Origin of the sequence: Gallaecimonas kandeliae (assembly GCF_030450055.1) — a bacterium.
Taxonomy (GTDB): Bacteria; Pseudomonadota; Gammaproteobacteria; order Enterobacterales; family Gallaecimonadaceae; genus Gallaecimonas; species Gallaecimonas kandeliae.
The window spans coordinates 3,810,816-3,836,841 of sequence record NZ_CP118480.1; the positions used below are offsets into that span (position 1 = coordinate 3,810,816).

Below are 26,026 nucleotides of genomic sequence, written 5' to 3' on the forward strand. Positions count from 1 at the left end.
CTTGAGTACAGCCATTCTCTTCAATAAAAAGCTTCTGCTGAGTGGCTTAGTGGCCGCCCCACTTTTCGCTCTGCAGGCCCAGGCAGTCACCCGCCCCTCGATGGGGGAGCAGAAGACCCTGGTCATCTTGGCCAACTACTCTGATGACACCTCCACTCCCTGGACTCAGGACCAGATCAGGCAAAATGCCTTTGGCACCGCCAGCGATTTCTTCTACGAGAACTCCGAAGGCCAAACCTGGCTGACTGGCGATGTGGTGGGTTACTACACCCTAGCCCTCACCAGCGCGCAGTGTGGCTCCCAGGACCTGGGTAGCCAAGCCATACAACTGGCCAAGAATGACGGGGTCGATGTCGGGGCTTACAAGCGGGTTGTGATCGCCACCCCCTACAGCTCAAGTTGCTCCTATGGCGGCGTTTCCGGCGTCGGTTCTGGCACTGTCCATCTCAACGGGCGGGTCGGCTGGGAAAGTTTTGCCCATGAGCTTGGCCACAACCTGGGGATCTACCATTCCCATGGCTTGCAGTGCGGCAGCCAGCCCCTGGGTTCCAGTTGCAGCAACGACGAGTACGGCGATACCTATGATGTGATGGGCCGTGGCTACGGCGACTACACCGCCTTCCAGAAGGACAGGCTGGGCTGGCTGAGCCAGGCCGATATCGACACGGCAACGGGTTCCGGGGTCTACCAGCTGAACCCCGCCGGTGACACCATGACGCCTGGCGTCAAGACGGTGCGTATTCCCAAGGGGATCGACCCCGCTACCGGCAACCAGGCCTGGTACTTTGTAGAATTCCGCCAGGATCAGGGCTTTGACAGCTACAACACGGCCGTTTCCAAGGGCGTGGTGATCCACAGTGCCGTTCAAGGCGTCGGTGACAGCAGCTACCTGCTGGACATGAATGATTCCAGCTTCTGGAGTCCCGATCTGGGGCTGGGCAGCACCTTCAGCGACCCTGATACCGGTGTCAGCATCACCACCCAATATGCGGGCCCTGGCTATGCCGAGGTGCTGGTCGACACTACCCAGACCGGCAAGGGCTTCCAGTGCCAGCTGCATCAACCCAGCATCAGCATCACCCCTGGTGCCAGCCAGCAAGTGACTGCAGGGACCAGGGTCAGCTACAGCATCAGCGTCACCAACAACGACGACCCCAACTGCGGCAACAACACCTTCTCCATGGACGTGCCCCTGCCTGATGGCTGGTCTGCCAGCATCTTTGGCCGCGACCAGACCCTGGCCCCAGGCGCAACGGGCACTGCTACCCTGATGGTGACTTCGGATGCCAATGCGGCAGGTGGCACCTATCCGTTGAATGTCTCCGTTTTCAGTGGTGCCTACGGTGACATCGCTACGGCGAGCTACGTGATTGCTGGCGGCAGCAGCAACCAGGCGCCCGTAGCCCAGGCTGACAGCGCCTCTACCAATGCCGGTACTGCGGTAAGCATTGCTGTGCTGGCCAATGACTCCGACCCTGACGGCGACACCTTGACCATCACTGGTACCAGCGGTGTCAACGGCAGTGCCGTGATCCAGGGGGGCAACATCGTCTTCACCCCGGCCAGCGGTTTCAGCGGTAACACCAGCTTCAACTACAGCATCAGCGACGGCAAAGGCGGCACCGCCAGCGCCACTGTCACTGTCAGTGTGGCTGCCGCCAACCAAGCCCCCGTTGCGGTGAACGACAGCGCTTCCACCAATGCCGGTACTGCGGTGAGCATCCCGGTGTTGGCCAACGATTCCGACCCTGACGGTGATACCCTGACCATCACGTCCGTAAGCGGTGGTAACGGCAGCGCCAGCATCCAGGGCGGCAACATTGTCTTCACCCCGGCCAGCAGCTTCAGCGGCACCACCAGCTTCAACTACAGCATCAGCGACGGCAAAGGCGGCTCCGCCAGCGCCACTGTCACCGTGAGCGTGGCTGCGGTTAACCATGCCCCTGTGGCAGTGAACGACAGCGCTTCTACCAATGCCGGTACTGCGGTGAGCATCCCTGTTCTGGCCAACGACTATGACCAGGACGGCGACAGCCTGACCATCACTTCCACCAGCGGTGGCAACGGTAGCCTCAGTGTTCAGGGTGGCTATATCGTCTTCACCCCGGCCAGCAGCTTTAGCGGTAGCACCAGCTTCAGCTACCAGATCAGCGACGGTAAAGGTGCCAGTGCCAGTGCCACCGTTACCGTCAGCGTGGCTGCGGCCAACCATGCGCCTGTGGCGGTGAACGACAGCGCCTCTGTCAGCAGCGGCAGCAGCGTTACCATCACAGTGCTGGGCAACGACTACGACCAGGACGGCGACAGCCTCAAGGTCACCGGTATTAACCAGGGCAGCAAGGGCTCGGTGATCCTGAACGGCGACGGCACCCTGACCTACTACCCGGGCAACCGCTTCAAGGGCAGCGACAGCTTCAGCTATCAAATCAGCGACGGTAAAGGCGGCACCGCCAGCGCTACCGTCAGCATCGGCAGCCTGAGCAGTGGCGGCAGCGGTGGCGGCGGCAAGGGCAAAAGCGGCAAATAAAAAAACGGCGGGTTGAACCCGCCGTTTTTTATTGGCTCATGCCTTCTCAGGGGCAGAGCAGGTTGTTGTTGTAAGAGTCGAAGATACCGGCCAACTGGTTTGCCAGCGCCGCACGCTCAGGTGTGTAGGCGCTGCCACCGGCATTCTTGCCCTTGGGTTTGACCAGGTAGTCGCCGGTGCCGTTGAACCCGATCTCTGCCAGCAGGGCGGCTGCTTGTACTGCGGCGTCGGTGACGGCGGGGCAGCTGCCTGCACCGGCATTGACGTTCAGCAGGTAGCCCACGTACTGGGCGGCCAGGCCGTAGGCCGGGTCACCGGCTTTTTTCTTGCCATCTCTGACCAGGGTCGGGTCGGCTATGTCACGCTTGTCGAGCAGGTCGACAGCCACGGCACAGTCGGGATCCGGGATGGTCGGGTCGGCGTCGCCGATGACGAAGCCAGACCAGAGGGTGATGGGCAGGTTTTCGTCCAGCACCGCTTCTTGATGGCCTCTGCCGTCACAGGATGTCCAGTTCTTCCAGTAGCCGATGGTCCGTGCTGAGCCTCCGGGAGGCGGTACGTCATCGATATGGAAGTGCCTGGTTTCACCGGGGCTCAAGGTGAAGTTGATGCACTCGGTTGAGTTATCAACGTTCGGGTCACCGCCGCCCGGTACGAACCAGGTATCGCCGTCCAGGCTGTTGTTGCTCCAGCCGGGCAGCATGTTGGTTTCGCAGAAGGCGTAAGTGACGGGCGTAGTCCCGTTGTCGTAGATCCGCAGCTTGGCCATGCCATTGACGTCCACGCAGTAACTGCTGCTGCCGGAGCAGCTGAAGTCGACTGCTTCACCCAAGGCCTGGGGCCCTGTGGCGGTGGCGGTGGCAATGGCTGCGCCTGTGCCGTCGCCCAAACGGATCTCGAAGGTGTACTGGTCACCGTTGGCCAGGGGTTGGCCGCTGACGGTCTTGACCACATCCGCCATGCCACGCTGCACGTTGTAGAAGGTGCAGGTGACGACCTCACCATTGTTCAGGTCGATGTTGCTGACGGGCGAGCCGTCATCACATTCGGCACCGCTGAGATCCCAACCGTCGGGGGTCAGTTCACTGACGTTGTAACTGCCAGGTACCAGCCAACCGGACTCGTTGCTTTGACCATGCATCAGGAAGAAGTTTGCCTGGTAACTGCTGGCAAATTCGAAGGACTGCCCGGTATCGGTCGGGTCAGCATCCTTGACGATGATGATCTTGCCGCGTTTGCGGTTGGTGAAGGTACAGGTGACGGTTTCACCGTCGTCCACGCTGATGGTGGCGACTCGGTTGTTCAAGTCAACCGAGGTCGGGACATTGTTGACACCGCCTTTGGGGTCATCACATTGCAGGTCGATGAGGTCGTAGCCCTTAAGCAGGGGATCGTCCTCGGTCACGCTGTAGACCCCGGCAGTCACGTTGTTGAAGGTGATGCTGTTGGGGTTCAGCGAGGTGGTATCGAGGCTGAATGTGGGAGCAATGCTGGCACCACCGGTAGAGCTGTAGCCGAAGCTGTCGGTACCGCCGATGGAGTGCTTGACGATGATCACTGTCCCCGGTTCCTGCCTGCGCAGGTTGGTGAAGGTACAGGTCACGGTTTCACCCGCTTCGACGTTGTACAGGGCTTGGCCACTGGCCTTGTCACCGGAGCTGTTGTTGTCGTCACAGACGACGCTGTCCAAAGACCAGCCGGTAGGCAGTGCCAGGTTTTCGCCTACGACGTAGCTGCCAGGTTCGACATCGAATGAGGTCTCTGCCAGGCCAGCTGCATCATAACCAGTGGGAGTGAGGGTGAAGTTGCCTTCGTCACCATTGAAGTTGAAGTCGGTCGATACGAAGGGAACGCCAGCTGGGCTGGTGGCCACCTTCTGAACGATCAGCTTGCCGTTCTTGGTGTTGGTGAAGGTACAGGTCACAGTCTCACCCGCCTGCAGGTCGATGGCGCCGGGTGCGGAGCCGTCATCACAGGAGCTGCCTGTCAGCTTCCAGCCTGCGGGTACGTTTTCGCTGATGCTGTAGATGCCGGGGACCAAGGGGTCTGAGGCATCCTGGGCAGTGTTGCCGGAGGTAGTCAGGCTGCTGTCCAGGCCAGCGATGCTGTGGTTGAAGGTGAAGGTACCGTCACCACCAACGGTGTTTTTGACCAGGATGATCTGGCCACGTTTGGTGTTGGTGAAGGTACAAGTCACAGTCTCACCCGCCTGCAGGTCGATGGCGCCAGGAGCGGAGCCGTCGTCACAGGAACTGCCGGTGAGGTCCCAACCAGCGGGCACGTTTTCGCTGATGCTGTAGATGCCGGGGACCAAGGGGTCTGAGGCATCCTGGGCAGTGTTGCCGGAGGTAGTCAGGCTGCTGTCCAGGCCAGCGATGCTGTGGTTGAAGGTGAAGGTACCGTCACCACCAACGGTGTTCTTGACCAGGATGATCTGGCCACGTTTGGTGTTGGTGAAGGTACAAGTCACAGTCTCACCCGCCTGCAGGTCGATGGCGCCAGGAGCGGAGCCGTCGTCACAGGAACTGCCGGTGAGATCCCAACCAGCGGGTACGTTTTCGCTGATGCTGTAGATGCCGGGGACCAAGGGGTCTGAGGCATCCTGGGCAGTGTTGCCGGAGGTAGTCAGGCTGCTGTCCAGGCCAGCGATGCTGTGGTTGAAGGTGAAGGTACCGTCACCACCAACGGTGTTCTTGACCAGGATGATCTGGCCACGTTTGGTGTTGGTGAAGGTACAAGTCACAGTCTCACCCGCCTGCAGGTCGATGGCGCCAGGAGCGGAGCCGTCGTCACAGGAACTGCCGGTGAGGTCCCAACCAGCGGGCACGTTTTCGCTGATGCTGTAGGTGCCGGGGACCAGCGGGTCTGAGGCATCCTGGGCAGTGTTGCCGGAAGTAGTCAGGCTGCTGTCCAGGCCAGCGATGCTGTGGTTGAAGGTGAAGGTACCGTCACCACCAACGGTGTTCTTGACCAGGATGATCTGGCCACGCTTGCGGTTGGTGAAGGTACAAGTGACGGTTTCTCCGTCGTCCACGCTGATGGTGGCGATTCGGTTGTTCAGGTCAACCGACGTCGGCACATTGTTGACACCGCCTTTGGGGTCATCACATTGCAGGTCGATGAGGTCGTAGCCCTTAATCAAGGGATCGTCCTCGGTCACGGTGTAGACCCCGGCAGTCACGTTGTTGAAAGTGATGCTGTTGGGGTTGGCCGCAGTGGTATCGATGCTGAATGTGGGGTTGATGCTGGCGCCACCGGTGGAGCTGTAGCCGAAGCTGTCGGTACCGCCGATGGTGTGCTTGACGATGATCACTTGCCCAGGTTCCTGCCTGCGCAGGTTGGTGAAGGTACAGGTCACGGTTTCACCCGCTTCGACGTTGTACAGGGCTTGGCCACTGGCCTTGTCACCGGAGCTGTTGTTGTCGTCACAGACGACGCTGTCCAGAGACCAGCCGGTAGGCAATGCCAGGTTTTCGCCTACGACGTAGCTGCCGGGTTTGACATCGAAAGAGGTCTCGGCCTGGCCTGCCGCATCGTAGCCTGTGGGTGTCAAGGTGAAGCTGCCTTCGTCACCGCTGAAGTTGAAGTCGGTCGATACGAAGGGAACGCCAGCTGGGCTGGTGGCCACCTTGCGAACGATGAGCTTCCCGTGCTTGGTGTTCTCGAAGGAACAGCTGAAGGTCTGGTTGGCATCACCAGGCAGGTTGACCGAGAAGGTGCAGGTCTTGGCGTTGATGTCGCCGGCACCGCCTGCGGGCGGGGTCACGCCGGTCAGATCAAAGCCGTCCTGTTGGGTCTCGGTAATGGTGTATTGGCCTTCGCCGAGGTCTGCGCTGAAGTTCACCACGCCACCCGCGGTGGTACCGTCTTCGCTGACGTTGGGGCCACTCAGGTGGAACTGCCAGCCGTCTTCATAACCGGTCGGCACTGTGACTTTCACCACTTGTGCCTTGGCCTTGTCGACGTTGTTGGAGAAGTCGACGCTGCCGGCACAGTTGGGCAGGTTGATGTCAGTGGACTTCAGTGCGCTGACAGGGGTAAAGCCGCTTGTCAGGGACTCAGTCACATCGAAGTGGCCGGGATCCAGGTTGTGCACTGTGGTGGAGCCGCTGGTCTCGCCTGCGTTCAGGGTGATGGATGCAGGTTGGCCGTTGACATCGAAGTTGAAGGTCGCAGTTTCTCCTCCTTGCAGTATGTCTTCGCTGATGGACTTGTTGATGGTCAGGTCAACGTAGGCATCACTGTCGATGGTGACTGTGGCGCTGTCCTGGTCGGTAAAGCCATCCGAACCCAGCAGGTAGGCGGTGTCGCTCAAGGTACCGTTGGTCCGCCTGGGCTCATCCAGGTAAACGGTCTTGTTGAAGGTGACGGATCCGTCGTCATGCTGCTTGTCGGAAACCCAGGTCACAGGGCCTGTGGTCTTGTCGCCAGCAATATAGCCGTTTTGGAAGCTGCCGCTTGCGCCGCTGAAGGAGTCAACGGAGAAGGTCAGGCCTGTGCCGCTGATCACCTCGTCGTCGGTGATGGTGGCAAAGGCGTTCTTGCGGGTGCCTTCCTGTATGGTGGCAGAGGCTTCGGCTGTGGTGTTGCCGGGGACTGGGACATTGGTGATCTGGTCTATATAAGTGGCGGTAGCCACGTCATGCAGGCCAGTGACGCCAGCAGGGGCGTCATATTCATGTTCCAGCACCACGACCATGGCACCAGCTGGTACCAGAACCTGGTTACCTGTCGCCGTATCCAGCAGGCTGTCTCCACCCCCTGTATCGCCGTAGATCTTGTCGGTGACCTGCACCAATATGTCGCGTGTAGAGGGGTTGGTGGCCTTGACCTCCGTCATGACCTTGACCATGCCAGGTATCACTTGGGCTATTTTCCAGCTCACGGTGATCTGGGTGGTCTTGCTGAATTCCTCTTCACCCAGTTGGCAGGTGTCGCCGAAGTGCAGCATGGCCGGGTTGGCTTCCTTCATGACGGCCCAGACGTTCTGGGAGTCCTGGGTCGCGTCCATGGTCTTGCTGATTTCCTGCGGGGCTATCTCGGCCACCGGCAAGGAGATGGTGCGCTGCCCTATGCTGTCGAAGTTTTCCTTCATCAACTGGGACTGCAAGGAAGAGCCCGAGTAGAGGTGAGCCCCCAGGGCCAACCGCTGCGTATAGTCGAAGACGCAGGTGGTGTTGGGTTCTTGGTGGATCTCCAGGAGCATGTTGATGGTGTCGTCCACACCGCCGATGATGCCGGCGTCTATCTCAAAGGGCTGGGCCGAAACCAGCTGGCAGCTGGCGTCCGACTTGGCGGTATTGATATAGGGCGTGGTGATGACGTCCCAACCTACGTAGCCGTTGAGGCCATGGTCACCGCCGATGCGGATCTTGTAGGTTTGGGATGGGTCGTTTGGGCCTGTCTTGGCGGTCAGGCGGTGCGGGACCAGGTCCAGCTCGCTCCAGCTCTTGCCCAGGTTACCAGTGGTATATCCCGTATCACTACAGATGGGCACCCCGGCGGGGCCCATGGATATGGTGCCACCGTGATCGAGGTTACAGCCCTCCTGCGTGAAGGAGACGCCATCGGGGTCGGCCGCCAGGGCCAGATTCCCCCAGATGGCGAGCAACAGGGCCAGTAGAAATCTGGCTATTCGTCCCGTTGTCAGCCATCTTGATGATGAAATGGAACTTTGCATGTGCCACCTCCTGTGGCCCCGGGTTTTGCCCAGGGGCCATGAGTCCCTCTCCAGGCCTGGGCTGCATCCGGTGCCAACGGTTGGGCAGCACAGACCCCTTTGGGACGGTTGTGTACATTCGACATGGACGTCGCCCCTCATGGGGCTCGGTCGGCTCTCGAATTGCCGTACCCGGCTAAGCCGGTACCGGCCTATAAGAGGCAAGCTCCATGCCCAGTTTTTAAGCTTATGAAATTGAAGTGTTTTATGGTTTTTTTGCCGAGGGGAAGGCTGAAACTGTTAGAGGATCGATACAACTTTTTGGATACTTTTCAGTAAGCCATTGAATAGAAATGAAAAGGCACTGTTAATCTGCTTTAACAGTGCCTTTTTTCGTGTCTACAGGATCAGCTCAGTAACTGCTGCCCAGGGATTTGAAATCCACGCCTTTGAGCTTACGGCGGTACTCGTCTGTGACCTCCCTGGCGTCGTCCTTGTCGGCGACGGCGGTGGGGGTGATCATCACCACCAGCTCGGTGCGCTTGCTGCTGGTGCCCTTGGAGCCGAACAGCCAGCCCAGTATGGGGATGTGGCGCAGTCCAGGTACACCGTCGCTGTCTTGGGTCTTGTTGTCGCGTATGAGGCCGCCCAGCACCAGGGTTTCGCCGCTCTGTACTGCCACCGAGGTGGCGATACGCCTCTGGGTGATGGTGGGGCTGTCGATGTCGGAGGTGGTGGTCTTGGCCACGTCGTTCACTTCCTGGGTGATGTCCAGCACCACCATGCCGCCGGCGTTGACTCTGGGAGTGACCTCCAGCATGACCCCCGTATCCTTGAATTGGATGGTGCTGGTGATATTGCCGAGATCCGAGGAGGTATTGGTGGTCTGGGAGGTGCGTACTGGCACCTGGTCACCGACGCGGATGGTGGCGGTGTGGTTGTCCAGCACCATCAGGGTGGGGGAGGACACCACGTTGACCTTGGAATCAGACGCCAGGGTGCTGAGCAGGGCCTTGGTGCCGGCGGCGCTGAACACCTCGTAGCTGGCACTGGCCGCAAAGTCGGTGGGGCTCTGGATCGGCAGGCTGCCCAGGCTGCCCCGGCCGGTGCGGCCCTGGCCCAGCTTGTTGGTGAAGTACCATTGCAGGCCGTAGCGCAGATCGTCTTCCAGGGTGACCTCCACTATGGTGGCTTCCACCAGCACCTGCAGCGGCAGCACGTCCAGCTTCTGGATGGCCTTGCTGACCTTCTCATAGTCAGCCGGGGTGGCCATCACCAGCAGGGCATTGGTCTCGTCGTCGGCGATGATACTGACCTCGCCCACATCCAGGTTGGAGGCATCCATGGCCGCCGGAGTGGAAGCCGGCATCTTTGGTTTGCTGGCTTCCTTGGTGTCGGCCCCGGTGCTGGCCGGGCTGGGTGTGGCCATGGTCTCGGTGGCTTTGGGCTTGTTACGCTGGTTGCGGCGCTGGCCTTCGAAGAGGTTGCTGAGCATGTCGGCCAGGTTCTGGGCCTTGCCGTTCTGCACGTAGTAGACGTACATGTTCAGGCCCCTGGGGTTCTCGGCCCTGTCCAGCCGCTCTATCCAGGTCCTGGCGTCCTTGACGTATTTCTCCTGGGGCGTGATCACCAGCAGGGCGTTGAGCCTTTCTATGGGCAAGAAGCGCACCATGCCGGCCAGGGGCCCTTCTGCCGCGTCGCCGAAGATGGCCTCAAGCTCGGAGGTGATGACCGACGGCTCCACCGACTGCAGCCGGAACAGTCCTACCGACATGCCTTGCAGCTGGTCCACGTCGAACAGCTTGATGGTGTCGGTCAGGTTGACCAGATCGGCCTGGGTGCCGGCCAGGATCAACAGGTTGCGACGCTCATCGGGTTGCACCACTCCCTGGCGGGGTTTGATGGGGTCCAGCAGTTTGACCATCTCCTTGGCGGCGATGTAGCGCAGCGGCACCACCATCATCTGGTAGCCCCGGTCGGCCGACAGCTTCAGCTTGGGGGCCAGGCCGGCTGCCACGCCGTCGGCCGGTACCACCCGGTAAAGGCCATTGGTCTGGAGCAGGGCGGCGCCGTTGGCCTTGAGCAAGGCCTCCAGGGTCGGCACCAAGGCGTCCTTGCTGATGGGCTTGCTGGTCTGCAGGTTGACGGTGCCCTGCACGGCCGGGTCCACGCTGTAATTCTGGTGCAGAATGTCGCCCAGCACCGTCTTGACCACTTCCCCTATGTCGGTGCCCTGGAAGTTGAGGGTGACGTCACCCTCGGCCGTGCCACCTTGCTTGCTGGGGCCGGGCGCCAGGTTCACGAAGGCACCGGTGCCGCGGTAGATCTCTTCGTTGGGCACCGTCTGCTGAGGCTTGGCCAGGTTGACGGTGCCGTTTTCGCGGCTTTCCATCTTGGCCTGGTCATAGAGGCTCTTCTTGTGGGCGGGCTGGGGTTGGGTTTTATCGCTGCTGCGCCAGGGGTTGTCGGCGGCGTCTTCGCCGCCGGGCGACCAGGCACAGGACAGCAACAGGCTGCCAAGCAGTACGACAAGCAGCTGTTTCGGGGTGCTATTGCAAGTCATGGTGACCCCCTATTCTTGTTTCTTTTCAGGTTTTTTGGCGTTGTCACGCCGGTTGGTTGGCCTAGGTACTGCCTTATTGCCTTTGGGCTTGGTTGCACCCAGCTCCAGTTCGGCAACCTTGGTTCCAGAACGAAACTTCACCCTGTCCGGCAAGATCTCTTCGACCTGCCAGTTCTGGTCCAGCGGCATGCCGGGGGAGAGGGTGAGGCGGCGATCATCCGTTTGGGACGACAGCAGGGCCAGGGGTACGTCCCCCTGGAGCACGACGCCGGTGAGGGCCCACTGCTGTTTGAGGGCCTGGGCGTCGCCGCTGTCTTCGCCGACTTCTGGCCGGCGGCTGGGATTGAAAAGGGGCCTGTCGATGATGCCCTGGAACTGTTCCAAAGGCGGGAAGGCCGGGACATCGGCCTGGGCCAGCAAGGGAAGCAGCCACCAGAGGGGAACAGGGCTCATGGCTGTTCCTTACTCAGGTAACCTGTGACCTGGAAGCGGACATCCAGGGGCGGCACGCTCTGCCTGGCGCCGAGGTTGGGATTGCCGACAATGCGGTTTGGATTGGCGATGATCACCAGATTTTCCAGGAACAGCAGTGGCTTGGATGATTCCAAATTATAGAGCAGCTTCACCAGTTCGGCGGTGTCGGCCTTGAGGTAGACGGCCACGGTGACAGAGGCAGGATCGGCGCTGTTGGCCGGTTGGGCCAGGTCAAGGCGGGGCTGGGTGCTGATCAGTTGGCCGCCGTTGCTTTCCACCGCCTTGGATATCAGCTGTTGCAGCCTGGCCGCCGCCAGGGCGGCCTTGCTTTCCGGCAGGTAGAGATCGGCGGTGGGGTTGGTGCGCTGCAGTTCGGCCAGCTGTTGTTGCAGCTGGGCTTCCTGGGTGGCCAGCTGGCGGTACTTGTCGAGCCTTGTTACCAAGGTCTGCTCGGTATCGCCGTATTGCTGCCAGAGCCCGAGGAGCGGCACCAGCAGCCATTGCCAGAGCCCCCACAGCGCCAGCACCAGTATGGCCAGGGCCAGCAGCTGCTGCTGGCGGGCGCTGAAGTTCATGGCGCCTTCCCCTGCTGGCTGAGCTGGGCGCTGATCACGAACCGTTCCTTCTGGGTGCGGGAGTTGAGGGTCACGGGGGAGGCGAAGCTGACGTTTTCGAATAAGGGGGAGGCGTCCAAGAGCCCGATCAGGGCAGAGGCGTTGCTGGATTCACCCTGGATGGAGAGCTGCCCCTTTTGCAGCTCCAACCGGGTCAGCCAGGTCTGGTCCGGCAGCAGCCGGGTCAATTCGTCCAACACCATCAGCATGGGAATGTCCTGGCCTTTGCGGGTCAGCAGGATCTGGCTGCCCTCGGTGAGCAGGCGGATCTGCTGTTTGGCGGCCATGGCTTTTTCGGCGGCGGCCTGGGGTACGGCCAGTTCGGCCTCCAGGCTGGCGATATGGCGGTGCTTGAGCCAGAGCAGGCCCAGTACCAGCGCCAACGGCAGCAGCCAAAGCAGGCCCAGGCGGCGGCCCTGCCGGGCGGTCCTGGTGCCTAGCAGGATCATGGGGGGCTGGTCCGGGCTGTCCAGGCTCACCCTGCCCGGGGCCAGCCCCAGGGTCTTGAGCTTGTCCAGCAGCGGGTCCAGCAGCTGGCGGGTGGCCACCAGCAGGTCCAGGCTGAGCATGCCGGCCTGATTGTCTCGGGATTTGACCCTGAAGCCGAAGTAGACCTGGTCGCCTTGGAAGGGGGTGTGGCGGTTCATCTCGAAACCCAGCACGTCGGCCAGGCGCGGCTCTGTGGCCAGGGGCAGGGACAGGGTCTTGCGCAGCATCCGGTCGGCGGGCAACAGCAGCATCACCTCTGCCTTGTTGGCCTGGCGTTCCAGTTGTTGGAGGGTGGCGGCGGGCAGGGGGCGGCTGTCGTCGTCCAGGGGGATCTCGCCGTTGGCGCTGACCAGATGGAGGTGGCCCTGCTGGTAGCTCAGCAGCACAGGTGCCTTGCTGGTGGAAAAAGTGCGGCGCCAAGCCTCTGGCAACAGGGAGGATAGCTGGCCGCGCCACCAATGCCAGAACCTGCCCCAACTGCCCTTGAGGTCCCCCAGTCGTGCTGTTGTGTCGAGCTGGCCCTTGGCCATGGTCATGGCGACTCCTCGTAGCCCTCTGGGTTGGCTGCCGAGCGCTGGATGCGCACTACCACCAGGGGGGCGTCGGCCAGGCCGCTGCGCTTTTGGACCTCGGCAGTGAGCCTGGTGTGGGTGTGGTCTGACACCCTGGCGTCGGTATGGATAGTGTAGTTCAGTCCTATGCCGCCTCCGCTGGTCAGGGGGCCGCTCAAGGGAAAGGGGGGCGGCGGCAGGCCGTTCTCCTGGTTTTGGCGCCTTTCCTGGATGTAGCCGTCCACCAGGTCGGCGCTGGCGCCCGGCAGGGCCATCAGTACCAGCCTAGGCGCATAGAGGGGCATGACCCCCAGGCGGTGGTTCTTGACGGTAAGCACAGGCGCCAGCTTCTGGTAGATCGCGTCCGTCATGCCCAGCACCTGCTGGAGCTGGTCCACATCGTCGAAGGGGGCGTTGGCGGGCCCGGCGTCGCGCCCCGCCGCCAGGTAGTCGGCTTCTTCGGCGCCATGCAGCCGCTTGAGGTCGTCCGGGTCCCGCCAGTCGAGGATGGCGTCGGTCAGGGCCGGCACTTGGTCCTTGTCGACCCCGGCCGCCAGCAGCAGGTTGGTCAGCAGTTCCTCGTTGATGGCGTTGAGATCCAGCTTGCCCCGCTCGTCCTCGATAGCGAGGCTGACCTGGATGCCGTCGATATCCAGTTGGTGGAGTCCGCCATCCGCCAGCCAGGGGCGTTGGTTGGCGGGCAGGCCCAGGTTGAAGCCGGCCAGGCGGATGGCGCCCTCTGCTGCCTTGCGGCCCCTGGCGTCCTCGGCCAGGTAGCGGGCCTGCAGACCCTGTTCCCGGCTGGTGCCGGCCAGCACTGTTGCCATCAGGCTGAGCAGGGCCAGCAGCCAGAGCACGGCGACGAGGGCTATGCCGCCCTGGTCAGTAGCTGCTTTTGATTTCATAGGCGTGACTCATGGGCAGCACCAGCAGATCCGGCCACAGGGTCGGCTTGCCGGTCTCGAAATGCAGCCGCAGCAGGGCCGGCAGCTTGGCCTCGTTTTCCCAGAGGCTTTGCCAGCGCTCGCTGCGCTGGTCCACCTTGAGGTATTCCAGCTCCAGGCCTGTCACCTGCGAGCTCAAGGCGTGGCAGTCGCCGCCGCTCAGCAGCCGCTGCTCCAATATGGGCCAGTCCACCTGCTCATCCGCCAGCCAGGGGCTGAGGCAGAGGGTCAGGCTGGTGGTCTGGTCTTCGTCCTCCACCATGCCCAATCGATACCAGTAGAGCTCTTTGTCCTTGCCGAGCTGGGGCAGGCCAGGGGCCAGGAACAACAGGTGCTGGCTGTCGCCCCTCAGGCCGGGCAAACCCACGTCCTGGCTGAGCACCATCTGGGTGCTGAGCTGTTCGAGGAGGCGGCGCAGCGTGATCTGCACCATCAGGGCCCGCTCCGCTTGCTGGCCGCTCTTGCCCAGCCGCTGCCAGGTGCCGGTGGCCAGCTCCAGGCCGCCGCCCATCAAGGTGGCCAGTAAAGCCGTCAGGGTCAGGGCGATCAGCAGCTCGATAAGGGTGAAGCCTTTGCTCATGCGCCGCTCCCCAGCACCAGGGTGCTGAGCATGAAGTGCCTGTCCTTGCCCCAGCTGATGGTGACCTCCAGCAGCATGGGTTCCACCCTGCTGTCGGCGCGGCGGAAGTCAGAGGGCAGCCGGTAGGGCTGGGTATCGGCCTCCCAGCGGAAGTCCCCTTCCAGCCGGCCCTGCTGGTGGCCGCGTTGGAGCACAGGCGCCGCCATCAGCTCGGCCATCTTGGATTCGGCCAGCACCATGGCCTGCTGCAGCTGTTGGGCGCTATGGTGGCCGCGGGTGGCCAGGGTGAAGATCTGCAGCAACACCCCCAGGGCCATGGCCAGGATCACGAAGGCCACCAGCACCTCCAGCAGCGAGAAGCCCCGGCTATTGGTCATGGATGCTGACCTCGGCGGTAAGCCAGTCCAGGTGCACCCGCAGGTGGCCGGCCTTGGAGCTGAGCAGCAGGTCGCCGCCGCGGGCCGTGCCGTCGGCGAAAAAATCCAGGCTCTTGAGGCCGCCTCCCAGGAGGGCCGTGATGCCCTGGGGCAGCTGGCGGTCCCCAAGATCCGGTGGCAACAGCAGGGTGGTGCCGTCCTCGGACAATTTCAGGGAAAGGGGCCTGCTCTGGCTGAGGGCGTCGCTGCGCAGCTTGCGCAGCAATGCCGCCGTGGTGCGGGCCTCTCCCTGCAACGTCAGGCTAGGCAGGAGGGCGCCGAAGCGGGGGGCCACCAGGCTGACCAGCAGGGCGGCAATCACCAGCACCAGCATCATTTCCAGCAACGTAAAGCCCTTGGCCGCCATCTTATTCCCAGCTCACCACGTCCTGGTTCTCGCCGTCGCCCCCTTCTTTGTTGTCGGCGCCGAGGGACCAGATGTCGAAGTCGCCGTGCTCGCCGGGGAAGCGGTAGTGGTAGTCGTTGCCCCAGGGGTCCTTGCGCAGCACTTTCTTGGTGAGGTAGGGGCCGTTCCAGTCAGTGGCCCCGGGGGGCCGCTCCACCAGGGCCTGGAGGCCCTCGTTGTTGCTGGGGTAACGGCCCACTTCCAGGCGGAACAGCTCCACCGCCGAGCGCAGTTCGTTGATCTGCAGCGCCGCCGTCTTGGTCTTGGAGCCGCTCAGCTGCTTGAGCACCTGTGGGCCGACCAGGCTGGCCAGCAGCCCCAGTATCACCAGCACCACCAGCAGTTCCAGCAGGGTGAAGCCGCGGCGGCGGGGCGGGTTTTTCTTGGTCATGGCGCCTCCTTAGAGCGGGAGTTGGTTGATGCTGAGGATGGCCATCAGGATCGAGATGATGATGGCGGCGATAAGGACCCCCAGGCCGACGATAAGCAGCGGTTCCATCACCGCCAGCAGCCGGGTTATGGCCGTTTCCACCTCCCGGTCATAGACGTTGGCCACCTTGAGCAGCATGTCGTCCAGTTGGCCCGTCTCTTCCCCCACCTGGATCATCTGCATGGCCAGGGGCGGGAACAGGCCTGTGGCCAGTAGGGGCTCGGCCAGCCGCTTGCCCTCCTTGAGGCCCAGGGTGGTGGTCTTGATGGCCTGGGCCAGCACCTGGTTGACCAGGGTTTCGCGGGCTATGCCCAGGGCGCTGAGCAGGGGTACGCCCCCTTTCATCAGGGTGCCCAGGCTGCGGCTGAAACGGGCCATCTCCAGCTTCTTGACCACCATGCCCAGCAGCGGTAGCCGCAGCAGCCAGCCGTCCCAGGCCAGGCGTTTTTCCGGCTGGGCCAGGCGGCGGCGCCACCAGGCGGCCAGGGCCAGCAGCACGGCCGCCAGCACCAGGCCGTAGCTCTTGAGGAAGGTGGCGGTGCCTATCACCACCCGGGTAGGCAGGGGCAGGGCCTGGCCCATGTCGGAGAAGAGCTGTTCGAACTGGGGCACCACGTAGGTGAGGATGATCAGCAGCGAGATGCCGGCCACCGTCAGCAGGATCAGGGGATAAATGAGGGCGGAGAGGGTGCGCTCCCGCAAGGCCTGGCTGCGTTCCAGGTAATAGGCGAGGTCGTTGAGGCCCTGGGCCAGGCTGCCCGCCGTTTCGGCGGCCTGGATCATGTTGATGTAGAAGGGGCTGAAGCAGCCCTGCTCGGCCAGCACCAGGGACAGTGCTTGGCCCTTCTGGATCCCTTCACGGATGGCGGCCACCAGCTGCTCCAGGGCCTGGTCCTGGCCCACCCGGCCCATGATGGCCAGGGCCCTGTCCAGGGCGATACCGGCCTGCAGCAGGGCGGCCAGATCCTGGGTAAAGGCCAGCACCTGGCGATGGCCGACACCGCCGCGGCCCAGGCTGAGGTTGAGATTGAGGCCACGCTTGGCGTTGGCGTCCAGGACCTCCAGGGGGATCAGCTCCTGGCTTTGCAGGCTGCGGATCACGGCCTGGGGGTCGCTGCCTTCCAGTTCTCCTTGTTTGAGGTCGCCGTCCCGGGTGACGGCCCTGTAACGGTATCTGGCCATCTCATGACTCCTGCGTCACCCGCAGAACCTCCTCGGGGCTGGTCAGGCCCGCCATGGCCTTGAGGCAGCCGTCCTCGAACATGGTGCGCATGCCCTCGCTCCTGGCCTGCTTGAGGATCGCGCCGGCATCGGCATGGCGTAGCACCAAGGCCTTGATGGCGTCGCTCATCACCAGCAGCTCCATGATGGCAATGCGCCCCTGGTAGCCGCTGCCGTCACAGGCGTCGCAGCCGTGGGCCCGGTAGAGGCGCAGCGGGCCGCCGGGGTGGAGCTTGTCCAGGCCCAGCTCTCGCACCAGCTCCGGCAGGGGGGCGAAGCCTTCCTTGCAGTGGGGGCAGAGCAGCCGCACCAGCCGCTGGCCGATGACGGCGTTGAGGGTGGAGGTGAGCAGGTAGTCTTCCACCCCCATCTCCAGCAGCCGGGTGACGGAGCCGGCGGCGTCGTTGGTGTGCAGGGTGGACAGCACCAGGTGGCCGGTCAGGGCCGACTGCACGCAGATGCGGGCCGTCTCCAGGTCACGCATCTCCCCCACCATGATCACGTCCGGGTCCTGGCGCACTATGGCGCGCAGGGCGTTGGCGAAGCTCAGGCCTATGTCCGGCTTGACCTGGATCTGGTTGACCCCCTCCAGTTGGTATTCCACCGGATCTTCGACGGTGATCAGCTTGCGCTGGTCGGTGTTGAGGCGGCTCAGCGCCGTATAGAGGGTGGTGCTCTTGCCCGACCCCGTGGGGCCCGTGACCATCAGCATGCCGTCCGGCATCGCCAGCACCTTTTCCAGGCGGGCCAGGCAGTCGGGGCTGACCCCCAGGGCCTGGAAGTCCAGCACCAGGCTGGCCTTGTTGAGCAGGCGCATCACCACCGATTCGCCGTGCAGGGTCGGCACCGTCGAGACCCGCACGTCCAGCTCCTGGCCCTGGCTGCGCAGCTTGATACGACCGTCCTGGGGTAGGCGCCGCTCGGCGATGTTGAGCCTGGCCATGATCTTGATGCGGGAGATCACCGCCGCCGTCATCCGCACCGGCGGCGCCTCTGTCTGCTGCAGCACGCCGTCGATACGGTAACGGACATTGAGGCGGTTCTCGAAGGGCTCGATGTGGATGTCGGAGGCGCGCCGCTCCACCGCCTTCTGGAACAGCAGGTTCACCAGCCGGATCACCGGGGCTTCCGAGGCCAGATCCTTGAGCTGTTCCACATCCTCGTCGGCCACCTCGTCGCCGGCGCTGACCTGGTCGAGGATGTCCCCCATGGCGCTCTGGCCCTGGCCGTGCAGCCGCTCTATGGCGGCGTCGATGTCAGACGGCACCCCCACCAGGGGGCGGCAGTTGAGGCTGGTGGCCAGCTTGACGGCGTTGAGGGCATAGCCGTCCAAGGGGTCGGCCATCACCAGGTAGAGGATGTCCTCTTCCTGGCGCTGGGGCAGCAGGTGGTATTCCTTGAGGAAGCGCTGGGGCAGGGCTTCGGGGAAGAGGGGGCTGTCGGGGTAGGCGTCGGCTTCAATCTTCGGCAGGTCAAGCAGGCCGGCCAGCTGGCCGGCCATGTCCTTTTCCGAGACCATCCCCAGACGGACCAGCAGCCGGTGCAGGGGCTCGTGGCCACCCTGCTCCTGGCGCATGCGCCTGACCTTGGCCAGATCGGCGTTACTCAGGCTTCCCTGTTGCAGCAGTGCGTTGGCCAGCTCCTCTTCCCATCTGGCTGCCGGTATGGGCGTCATGAAGACCTTCTTCGCCGAGTCCAGAGGCTGAAACGTAACTCCAAGGATAGTTGAAGTTATTTCCGCCACAGGGCCAGGCGCCCGAAGTTCAGCCGGCCTTTTTTGCCCAGGCGGCCATGGCCGGGGCCAGGCGGTCGAAGGTCAGGGCCAGGCGTTCCATCATGCCTTCGATAAGTTCCAGCTGGGGGCCGCTCTTGCCGGATTTGCGCACCGCCGCCAGCAGCAGGGCGCTGCTGCGGCGAAAACGCCCCGACAGCTGGCCCTTGGCCGCCAGCAGGTAAGCGTCGGCCAGCACCCGCTGCCACTGCCTGAGCAATGCCCTGACCCTGGGGTCGGCATTGCCCTCCAGCTGGCGGCGTAGCCGCAACGAGACGTGGCCCAGGTTGAGGCCGGTCAGGCCCAGGTCCGTCATCTGCCGCTGCCCGGAGGGGTTGCCTTGCTCGTAGCCGGACAGGCGCATCAGGCGGTCGCCCATGCGGCCGTTGAACCAGTGCTCGGCGTTGCGGTGTTCCCCTATCTCGGCCAGGTCCCTGGCGGTGAGGCGGATCAGCCGTTTCTGCATCAGCAGGCTGTCGGGGGCCGTGATCAGCTTGAAGACCCAGTAGAGGATGCTCATGCCCACGAAGATGGCCAGGGCCGTGCTCAACGTCTGGTCCACGGCGAAGCGCATCTGGTTGCCGGGCTGGGTGAGGATGATGAAGGGGATGCAGAAGCCGAGGCCGTAGGGCAGGGTGCGCTGGTTGGCCAGGGCCATCAGGCCGAGGAAGAAGGGGCCGGCCAGCACCAGGATCAGCACCTCGAAGTCGCCGCTGCTCTGGGCCAACAGCCCCAGCACGAAGAAGAGCGCCACCGGCACCGCCACCAGTACCCCCAGCAGAAGCCGGCCCAGCACATAGGTGGGGGACGGCAGCCGGGCGAACATCACCGAGAAGGTCAGCGGCAATATCATCAGCATCACCGCCGAAGGGGAGGCGGTACCTATCCAGATGCCGGCGCCGATCAAAAACACCAGGGCCGAGCGCAGGCCTGTGATGGCCCCCACCAAGGGATCGCGGTAGCTGCCGAGGCTGGGGATCTTGAGCAGCGTCTTGTCGCTGTTCTCCAGGGCGTCGTAGGCTTTGAGCACCAACGTCAGGTCCCCCACCAGTTCCATGGCGGTCTGCACCAGCCGCGCCTGTATGGGCAGCTCCGCCACGTGGCTGGCCCGGTAGTGCAGCAGTTCGCGGCGCAGCTGCTGGGCCTGTTTATAGGCCTGGCTGTAGGAGGGGGTAGCGGCCATGGCCTGGAAGCCTTGGCGCAGCTTGTCCAGCAGGGCATGGAGGTCGGCGTTGAGCAGCTCGGGGTGGTTGCGGCGGAAGCGGCCGAAGATCTGGATGACCGCCAGCAGGGACAGCACCTTGTTGCAGAGCAGGTCCGCCGCCCTGGCCCGTCGCCGCCCTTCCAGGCCCTCGTAGATCACGGCGCTGGCGTCGTCACTCAGGTTGATGAGGGAGGCCAGCACGGCGTCGGCATGCTGGTGGCGGTTGCCGCGCTCCCCCTGGGGGTCCAGCTCCAGGTCCAGGTAGGCCAGCATCTGGTTGATGACGTTGCGGGCATGGTCGCGCAGCACCCCTTTGACCCGCACCGGCCAGAACAGCAGGCTGACCAGGGTGGCGCAGACGGCTCCTACCATGATCTCGCTCATCCGCGCCGTGGCCACCTGGAACACCGCCTGGCTGTCGGCGGTGGTGGCGTTGGCCATCACCAGCACCACGATCAGGCTGGCGGTCATGCCGGCCATGGCGAAGCCGTAGATGAAGTTGAGGCGATGGACCATGGTGGAGGCGGCGGCGTTGACGCCGACCCAGAGCGCCAGGCAGGCGACGGCCAGATCCGGGTAGGGCATCAGCCCGGCCAGTATGGCGATGCCGGCCGCGCCGCCGGCCAGGGTGCCGAGGATCTGGCAGATGCCCTTCTCGATCACCAGGCCGCTTTCCGGGCGCATCTGCAGGAAGACGGCGGACACCAGGGCCCAGTAGGGCCGCTCCAGGTCCATGTACATGGCCAGGTAGAGGGAGAGGGCCATGGCGATGACCCCCTTGGCGGCAAAGGTGAGGGTCCGCTTGTCGGGGGTCAGGAACTGCGCCAGGACCGGGTTCAGCTGCATCTCAGGGGGCCGGTTGGTCCGGCACCAGGCTGATGGAGGCGGTCATGCCGGCGCTCAGCACCACGCCTTCAGGCAAGGGGTCCAGCTTGATGTCCACCGGTATGCGCTGGGCCAGCCGCACCCAGTTGAAGGTCTGCTGCACCTGGGGCAGCAGCTGGTTGTTGCCTGTGGTGTTGCTGTCGGCGATGCCGCTGGCGATGCTGACCACCTGGCCGGTCAAGGCCGGGGCGCCGCTCATCAGCTTGACCGTCGCCTTCTGGCCCACGTGGACCAGCTGCAGCTTGGTCTCTTCGAAGTAGCCGGTGACATAGAAGGACCCCTTCTTCACCAGGGACAGCACAGGGGTGCCCTTGTTGACGTAGTTGCCTTTACGCAGCCCCAGGTTGATGAGGGTGCCGTCGTCCGTCGCCCGGATCTCGGTGCGTTCCAGGTTGATGCGGTCGATATCCAACTGGGACTGGGCCTGCTCGACGCTGGCCGCTGCCAGCTCGGTATTGATGCGGTAGGTCTCCAGATCCTCGTCACTGATGGCGGAGCGCCCCCCCAGCTGCTTGCGCCGCTCGTACTGGTGCTTGGCCAGCTCCCAAGCGTAGCGCTGGTGCTCGAGTTGGGCCTCTGCCTGGGCGATATCCGCCTTGTAGCGGGTATCGTCGATGGTGAACAGCAGGTCGCCTTTATGGACGGCCTGGTTGTCCTTGACCGCCAACTGGGTGACCCAGCCGGAGACGTCCGGGGCTATGGTCACCACTTCTGCCCGCACCCGGCCGTCCCGGGTCCAGGGGGAGTAGAGGTAATGGTTCCAGACCCAGATACCGGCCAGCACGGCGCCGGCCATCAGCAGCAGGGTGAAGGTGATGCGGAGCAGCAGTCGCATAGGGGGCCTAATCTCCCAGGACCCGGATGACCAGGGCCATGTAACAGACGAAGAGTGACAGATCGAACCAGGCGTCCTTCCAGATCCACTTGTGCAGGGACAGGGCCTGGAGCAGCAGCCGGCTGGCCAGGGTGAGCACCAGGGCCGCCAGGACGAACACCAGCAGGGGGCTGAACAGGAGGCCACCGAAGGCCAATTCATGAAGCATGGCTGTCGCAGGAGTGGAAGTGAGCCGGCGCCCCTATCTTAGCCCGCCTTGAAGTGGCTTACCTCAACGGCGTTGGCCCCTGGTGGCATATTTCCTGGCCTTGGCCGCAAGGGGGCAAGAAAAAGGCCACCCGCAGGTGGCCTTTGTTCATTTGCCGATGCAGAAGCTGGAGAAGATGCGCCCCAGCAGGTCGTCCGAACTGAACTCGCCGGTGATCTCGCTGAGCGCCTGCTGGGCCAGGCGCAGCTCCTCGGCCAGGATCTCGCCGGCGTTGAAGCCGTGCAGCTGCTGCTCGCCGATGTCCAGGTGGTGCTGGGCCTTGTCCAGGGCCTCCAAGTGGCGGCGGCGGGCCAGGAAGCTGCCTTCGGTGGCCCCTTCGAAGCCCATCAGCGCTTTTAGGTGGTCGCGCAGGGCTTCCACCCCGGCCCCTGTCTTGGCGGAGAGCCGCACTATGCCGCCGATCAGCCCCGGCTGCTCGCCGGTCAGCTCCACTTTGTTGCGCACCACAGTGACGCCCAGGGATTTCGGTAGCCGATCAACAAAATCCGGCCAGATATCATGGGGATCCGTGGCCTGGGTGTCGGTGGCGTCGACCATGAACAGCACCCGGTCGGCCTGTTCTATCTCGGCCCAGGCCCGCTCTATGCCGATCTTCTCCACGGCGTCACCTGTGTCGCGCAGGCCGGCGGTATCGATGATGTGCAGCGGCATGCCGTCGATATGGATGTGCTCGCGCAGCACGTCGCGGGTGGTACCGGCGATGTCGGTGACGATGGCCGCTTCCCGGCCGGCCAGGGCGTTGAGCAGGCTGGACTTGCCGGCGTTGGGGCGGCCGGCGATCACCACCCGCATGCCGTCGCGCAGCAGGCTGCCCTGGCGGGCGCTGGCCTTGACGGCGGCGAGGTCGTCACGGATGGCGGCCAGGTCCCCGGCCACCTTGCCGTCGGAGAGGAAGTCTATCTCCTCCTCGGGGAAGTCGATGGCCGCCTCGACGTAGATGCGCAGGTGGATAAGGGCTTCCACCAGGCCCTGGATGCGCTTGGAGAATTCCCCCTGCAACGAATGGACGGCGCTGCGGGCGGCCTGCTCCGAGCTGGCCTCGATGAGGTCCGCTATGGCCTCGGCCTGGGCCAGGTCCAGCTTGTCGTTGAGGAAGGCCCGCTCTGAGAACTCGCCGGGCTTGGCCATCCGTACCCCGGGCACGGCCAAGACCGCTTTCAGCAGCAGGTCCAGGATCACCGGGCCGCCGTGGCCCTGCAGTTCCAGCACGTCTTCGCCGGTGAAGCTGTTGGGGCCGGGGAAGTAGAGGGCTATGCCCTGGTCCAGTACCTGGCCGTCCTGGTCCTGGAAATCCCCGTACTGGGCGTAGCGGGCCTTAGGCACCAGGCCCAGGCGGGCCTCGGCCACGGCGGCGGCCTTGGGCCCTGAGACGCGGATGATGCCGACACCGCCCCGGCCCGTGGCGGTGGCGATGGCCGCTATGGTCTCTGACATGGAATGCTCCTTACAAAAAGGGCGGCTAGCGCCGCCCTTTTTCTCACTTCAGGCCTTTCTTTTCCAGGCCCTTGTAGATGATGAGCTGCTGGGTGATGGACACCAGGTTGCTCACCGTCCAGTACAGCACCAGGCCGGCCGGGAAGAAGGCGAAGAAGACGCCCATCATGATCGGCATGAACTGCATCACCTTCTGCTGCATGGGGTCGGTGATGGTCGAGGGGTTCAGGCGCTGGGAGAACCACATGGAGGCCACGAACAGCAGCGGCAGCACGAAGAAGGGGTCCTTGGTGGACAGGTCATGGATCCACAGCATGAAGGGCGCCTGGCGCAGCTCGACGGACTCCTGCAGCACATAGTAGAGGGCCATGAAGATCGGCATCTGCAGCAGCAGCGGGAAGCAGCCGCCCAGGGGGTTGACCCCTTCCTTCTTGTACAGCTCCATCATGCCCTGGGACATGCGCTGGCGGTCGTCGCCGAAACGCTCCTTGAGGGCGGCGATCTTCGGCTGCAGGTTGCGCATCTTGGCCATGGAGGTGAACTGGGCCTTGGTCAGCGGGAACATGGCGCCGCGCACCAGCAGGGTCAGCAGTATGATGGCAAAGCCCCAGTTGTGGACGACGCCGTGCAGCAGCTTGAGCAGCCAGAACAGGAACTCACTGATGAACCAGAGGAAGCCGTAGTCGACGGTCTTCTCCAGCTTGGGGGCCGCCTGGGCCAGGGCGTCCTGGTCTTTGGGGCCCACGTAGAGGTCGGCGCTCAGGCTGGCCTCGCCATGGGCGGCCACGGCCACCGGCTGGCTCTTGATGCCGATGATGGCCTGGTCACCGCTTTGCAGGCTATAGACGTCCAGCTTGGTGCCGTCCATTTTGGGGGCCCAGGCGGAGACGAAGTAGTGCTGCAGCATGGCCACCCAGCCGGTGCCGGTTTCCTTGGCGAGGTCGTGTTCCTTGATCTTGTCGAAGGAATACTTCTCGTAGGACTCGTCGTCGGTGGAGTAGACGGCGCCGGTGTAGGAGTGAGCCACCATGTGGCCTTCAGGCTCATGGTTGGTGCGCTTGAGCTGGCCGAACAGCTGTACGGACAGGGGCTTGTCGGTGCCGTTCTGCACCTCGAAGCGGGTGTTGACCACATACTTGCCTGGGGCCAGGGTCAGGAATTTCTTATAGCTGACGCCGTTGGCGCTGTAGTCCAGCTCCAGCTGCTGGCTGCCGTCGGCCAGGGCCACGGGGCCCTTGGCGCTGTAGACGGGGCGGCCTTTGGTGTCGGAGCCATCGGTGCCGATCAGGCCGCTCATGGCCACGTAGTCGAAGCCCGGCTCACGGGTCAGCAGGGCGAAACGCTCCTCGCCACCCAGTTCCTTGGCAAATTTGTCCAGCTTGGCGCTGACGATGTCGCCGCCGCGGGTGTCGACGCTCAAGCTCAGGACGTCGTTGCCGAAGCTGATCAATTGCGCCTGGTTGGCCTGGCTTTGTGCTGCCTGGGGCAGGTCGTTCGAAGCGGGCAGGGTGGCGTCACCGGCCGGTACCGACTGGGTAACGGCGGCGGGGGCCGGCTTGGGTGCCTTGTCGTCCTGCCAGGCGGAGAACAGCAGATAGCTGACTGCCAGCAAACCGAAGAACAACAGGGAGCGTTGGGATTCCATGAGTTAGCGTTCTCTTGTTTTGCGTTCGGGAACCGGATCGGGACCACCGGGATGAAGAGGGTGGCATTTTAGTATTCTGCGCCCCGCCAACCAACTGCCCTTGAAAGGGCCATGGCGCCGGATCGCCTCAATGGCGTAATGGGAACAAGTGGGCGTGAAGCGGCAGGTCGGCCCCAGCAGGGGGCTGAGCAACAGCTGGTAGAGCCTGATGGGCAGGATCAGGCATGCGCCAAGCGCTTTGCCAAGAGTTTCCATAGTCTGTCCAGCAAAGCCACGTAGTCACTGTTTTCCAGGAACTGGGCGGGCTTCTTGACGATGACGATGACATCCGCGTCCGGCAGGGTCGCCTGACGATGACGTAGGTATTCCCTGGACAGCCTTTTCAGGCGATTCCGGGAAGTCGCTTTTTTAACCTGTTTACGGGCAATTGTCAGCCCCAATCTGGCATGACCCAGGTCGTTGGTACGGGCTAAAAGGGTGACTTCGGGGGAGGAGGCGCGGACAGGGTTGTCGAAAACCCTTTGAAAATGCGCGGGAGTTAGCAGACGTAACTCCCGGCTATATGTCAGCTTGGACACTTGTTCGTGCGAGGCACTCAAGTGAATTAGGCAGACAGGCGAGCGCGACCTTTGGCACGGCGACGAGCCAGTACCTTGCGGCCGTTTTTGGTTGCCATGCGAGCACGGAAACCGTGGTCACGCTTGCGCTTGATTACGCTGGGTTGAAAAGTACGTTGCATAGTTATTTCCGTCGGTCAGTCGTTAATACCACTTGGCATTGGAGCGGCTGACGCCCCTGCTACCACTGTGGAATGCCCACAAAAAGAGGCCGAATTATACAGAGCCGGCACAGCTGCGTCAAATATGCACAGGGCCAAAGACGCAGTGGCGAGCATTCTAGATCAGTCTGAGATCAATGTAACGATCCTGATGATCCTTGTTGATCTCGGGGGCCCTGGTGGTCAACAATGTCCGACCTGCCGTAATCCTGATCCCTGTAGTGAACGACCCTGGGCCAGCCGCCCGGGATGACGCTCTTTCGCTGTTTGGACCCTGGGGATCGGCCGGCACAACAGTTACAATAACGGACTTTTATTCGGAGAGTGTCAGC

General features: G+C 63.3%; 21 protein-coding genes. 1 reads left to right on the forward strand and 20 read right to left on the reverse strand.

The features are described 5' to 3' along the window. Position 1 precedes the first annotated feature (1 nt). A complete protein-coding gene (locus PVT67_RS18685; RefSeq protein WP_301496446.1) occupies positions 2-2,527 on the forward strand; it encodes an Ig-like domain-containing protein in 2,526 nt (841 codons plus the stop codon). 46 nt (positions 2,528-2,573) lie between these two features. Here the strand turns inward: PVT67_RS18685 and PVT67_RS18690 are convergent, their stop codons facing one another. The 20 genes from PVT67_RS18690 to rpmH form a co-directional block, all read right to left on the reverse strand. After that, positions 2,574-8,138, reverse strand: a complete 5,565-nt coding sequence (locus PVT67_RS18690) for an MSCRAMM family protein (protein WP_301496448.1) — start codon at positions 8,136-8,138, stop codon at positions 2,574-2,576. Positions 8,139-8,598: 460 nt separating this feature from the next. Next, positions 8,599-10,749: a type II secretion system secretin GspD gene (gene gspD, locus PVT67_RS18695; protein ID WP_301496450.1), complete on the reverse strand. Its 2,151-nt coding sequence runs from the start codon at positions 10,747-10,749 to the stop codon at positions 8,599-8,601. A 9-nt stretch (positions 10,750-10,758) separates the two neighbouring features. Beyond that, a complete protein-coding gene (locus PVT67_RS18700) occupies positions 10,759-11,202 on the reverse strand; it encodes a hypothetical protein (protein ID WP_301496452.1) in 444 nt (147 codons plus the stop codon). Further along, on the reverse strand, positions 11,199-11,798 hold the full coding sequence (gene gspM, locus PVT67_RS18705) for a type II secretion system protein GspM (RefSeq protein ID WP_301496454.1): 600 nt from the start codon (positions 11,796-11,798) through the stop codon (positions 11,199-11,201). Before gspM ends, PVT67_RS18700 begins: the two co-directional genes overlap by 4 nt. Continuing rightward, positions 11,795-12,862: a PilN domain-containing protein gene (locus tag PVT67_RS18710; protein WP_301496456.1), complete on the reverse strand. Its 1,068-nt coding sequence runs from the start codon at positions 12,860-12,862 to the stop codon at positions 11,795-11,797. Before PVT67_RS18710 ends, gspM begins: the two co-directional genes overlap by 4 nt. Continuing rightward, positions 12,859-13,782: a type II secretion system minor pseudopilin gene (locus PVT67_RS18715; RefSeq protein ID WP_301496458.1), complete on the reverse strand. Its 924-nt coding sequence runs from the start codon at positions 13,780-13,782 to the stop codon at positions 12,859-12,861. The genes PVT67_RS18710 and PVT67_RS18715 overlap by 4 nt, the downstream gene beginning before the upstream one ends. Beyond that, positions 13,760-14,401 carry a prepilin-type N-terminal cleavage/methylation domain-containing protein gene (locus tag PVT67_RS18720; RefSeq protein WP_301496460.1) on the reverse strand — a complete coding sequence of 214 codons (642 nt, stop codon included), beginning with the start codon at positions 14,399-14,401 and terminating at the stop codon, positions 13,760-13,762. The genes PVT67_RS18715 and PVT67_RS18720 overlap by 23 nt, the downstream gene beginning before the upstream one ends. Beyond that, entirely contained in the window at positions 14,398-14,778 is a 381-nt protein-coding gene (locus PVT67_RS18725) for a type IV pilus modification PilV family protein (RefSeq protein ID WP_301496463.1), read from the reverse strand. The genes PVT67_RS18720 and PVT67_RS18725 overlap by 4 nt, the downstream gene beginning before the upstream one ends. After that, complete coding sequence (locus tag PVT67_RS18730) at positions 14,768-15,184, reverse strand: prepilin-type N-terminal cleavage/methylation domain-containing protein (protein ID WP_301496465.1); 417 nt, start codon at positions 15,182-15,184, stop codon at positions 14,768-14,770. Before PVT67_RS18730 ends, PVT67_RS18725 begins: the two co-directional genes overlap by 11 nt. Position 15,185: 1 nt before the next feature. Further along, on the reverse strand, positions 15,186-15,614 hold the full coding sequence (gene gspG / locus PVT67_RS18735) for a type II secretion system major pseudopilin GspG (RefSeq protein WP_301496468.1): 429 nt from the start codon (positions 15,612-15,614) through the stop codon (positions 15,186-15,188). A gap of 9 nt (positions 15,615-15,623) precedes the next feature. Then, positions 15,624-16,835, reverse strand: a complete 1,212-nt coding sequence (locus tag PVT67_RS18740) for a type II secretion system F family protein (RefSeq protein WP_301496470.1) — start codon at positions 16,833-16,835, stop codon at positions 15,624-15,626. A 1-nt stretch (position 16,836) separates the two neighbouring features. Next, positions 16,837-18,549 (reverse strand): type II secretion system ATPase GspE, encoded by a 1,713-nt coding sequence (gene gspE, locus PVT67_RS18745; RefSeq protein ID WP_301496473.1) that lies wholly within the window; start codon positions 18,547-18,549, stop codon positions 16,837-16,839. A gap of 88 nt (positions 18,550-18,637) precedes the next feature. Continuing rightward, positions 18,638-20,695 carry an FUSC family protein gene (locus tag PVT67_RS18750; protein ID WP_301496475.1) on the reverse strand — a complete coding sequence of 686 codons (2,058 nt, stop codon included), beginning with the start codon at positions 20,693-20,695 and terminating at the stop codon, positions 18,638-18,640. A 1-nt stretch (position 20,696) separates the two neighbouring features. Continuing rightward, positions 20,697-21,569, reverse strand: a complete 873-nt coding sequence (locus PVT67_RS18755) for an efflux RND transporter periplasmic adaptor subunit (protein ID WP_301496478.1) — start codon at positions 21,567-21,569, stop codon at positions 20,697-20,699. A 7-nt stretch (positions 21,570-21,576) separates the two neighbouring features. Then, on the reverse strand, positions 21,577-21,777 hold the full coding sequence (locus PVT67_RS18760; RefSeq protein ID WP_301496480.1) for a DUF1656 domain-containing protein: 201 nt from the start codon (positions 21,775-21,777) through the stop codon (positions 21,577-21,579). A gap of 147 nt (positions 21,778-21,924) precedes the next feature. After that, entirely contained in the window at positions 21,925-23,271 is a 1,347-nt protein-coding gene (mnmE, locus tag PVT67_RS18765; RefSeq protein ID WP_301496482.1) for a tRNA uridine-5-carboxymethylaminomethyl(34) synthesis GTPase MnmE, read from the reverse strand. 43 nt (positions 23,272-23,314) lie between these two features. After that, positions 23,315-24,916, reverse strand: a complete 1,602-nt coding sequence (yidC, locus tag PVT67_RS18770; protein WP_301496484.1) for a membrane protein insertase YidC — start codon at positions 24,914-24,916, stop codon at positions 23,315-23,317. Positions 24,917-24,919: 3 nt separating this feature from the next. Then, positions 24,920-25,171: a membrane protein insertion efficiency factor YidD gene (gene yidD / locus PVT67_RS18775; RefSeq protein WP_301496486.1), complete on the reverse strand. Its 252-nt coding sequence runs from the start codon at positions 25,169-25,171 to the stop codon at positions 24,920-24,922. Further along, positions 25,135-25,494: a ribonuclease P protein component gene (gene rnpA / locus PVT67_RS18780; RefSeq protein WP_301496488.1), complete on the reverse strand. Its 360-nt coding sequence runs from the start codon at positions 25,492-25,494 to the stop codon at positions 25,135-25,137. Before rnpA ends, yidD begins: the two co-directional genes overlap by 37 nt. Before the next feature lie 26 nt (positions 25,495-25,520). Next, a complete protein-coding gene (gene rpmH / locus PVT67_RS18785; RefSeq protein WP_008483580.1) occupies positions 25,521-25,655 on the reverse strand; it encodes a 50S ribosomal protein L34 in 135 nt (44 codons plus the stop codon). Between the last annotated feature and the right edge of the window lie 371 nt (positions 25,656-26,026).

Coding starts and splice junctions, on each gene's coding strand:
- gspD (WP_301496450.1), bottom strand. CDS start 10,749: ATGACTTGCAATAGCACCCCGAAACAGCTGCTTGTCGTACTGCTTGGC.
- PVT67_RS18700 (WP_301496452.1), bottom strand. CDS start 11,202: ATGAGCCCTGTTCCCCTCTGGTGGCTGCTTCCCTTGCTGGCCCAGGCC.
- gspM (WP_301496454.1), bottom strand. CDS start 11,798: ATGAACTTCAGCGCCCGCCAGCAGCAGCTGCTGGCCCTGGCCATACTG.
- PVT67_RS18710 (WP_301496456.1), bottom strand. CDS start 12,862: ATGACCATGGCCAAGGGCCAGCTCGACACAACAGCACGACTGGGGGAC.
- PVT67_RS18715 (WP_301496458.1), bottom strand. CDS start 13,782: ATGAAATCAAAAGCAGCTACTGACCAGGGCGGCATAGCCCTCGTCGCC.
- PVT67_RS18720 (WP_301496460.1), bottom strand. CDS start 14,401: ATGAGCAAAGGCTTCACCCTTATCGAGCTGCTGATCGCCCTGACCCTG.
- PVT67_RS18725 (WP_301496463.1), bottom strand. CDS start 14,778: ATGACCAATAGCCGGGGCTTCTCGCTGCTGGAGGTGCTGGTGGCCTTC.
- PVT67_RS18730 (WP_301496465.1), bottom strand. CDS start 15,184: ATGGCGGCCAAGGGCTTTACGTTGCTGGAAATGATGCTGGTGCTGGTG.
- gspG (WP_301496468.1), bottom strand. CDS start 15,614: ATGACCAAGAAAAACCCGCCCCGCCGCCGCGGCTTCACCCTGCTGGAA.
- PVT67_RS18740 (WP_301496470.1), bottom strand. CDS start 16,835: ATGGCCAGATACCGTTACAGGGCCGTCACCCGGGACGGCGACCTCAAA.
- gspE (WP_301496473.1), bottom strand. CDS start 18,549: ATGACGCCCATACCGGCAGCCAGATGGGAAGAGGAGCTGGCCAACGCA.
- PVT67_RS18750 (WP_301496475.1), bottom strand. CDS start 20,695: ATGCAGCTGAACCCGGTCCTGGCGCAGTTCCTGACCCCCGACAAGCGG.
- PVT67_RS18755 (WP_301496478.1), bottom strand. CDS start 21,569: ATGCGACTGCTGCTCCGCATCACCTTCACCCTGCTGCTGATGGCCGGC.
- PVT67_RS18760 (WP_301496480.1), bottom strand. CDS start 21,777: ATGCTTCATGAATTGGCCTTCGGTGGCCTCCTGTTCAGCCCCCTGCTG.
- mnmE (WP_301496482.1), bottom strand. CDS start 23,271: ATGTCAGAGACCATAGCGGCCATCGCCACCGCCACGGGCCGGGGCGGT.
- yidC (WP_301496484.1), bottom strand. CDS start 24,916: ATGGAATCCCAACGCTCCCTGTTGTTCTTCGGTTTGCTGGCAGTCAGC.
- yidD (WP_301496486.1), bottom strand. CDS start 25,171: ATGGAAACTCTTGGCAAAGCGCTTGGCGCATGCCTGATCCTGCCCATC.
- rpmH (WP_008483580.1), bottom strand. CDS start 25,655: ATGCAACGTACTTTTCAACCCAGCGTAATCAAGCGCAAGCGTGACCAC.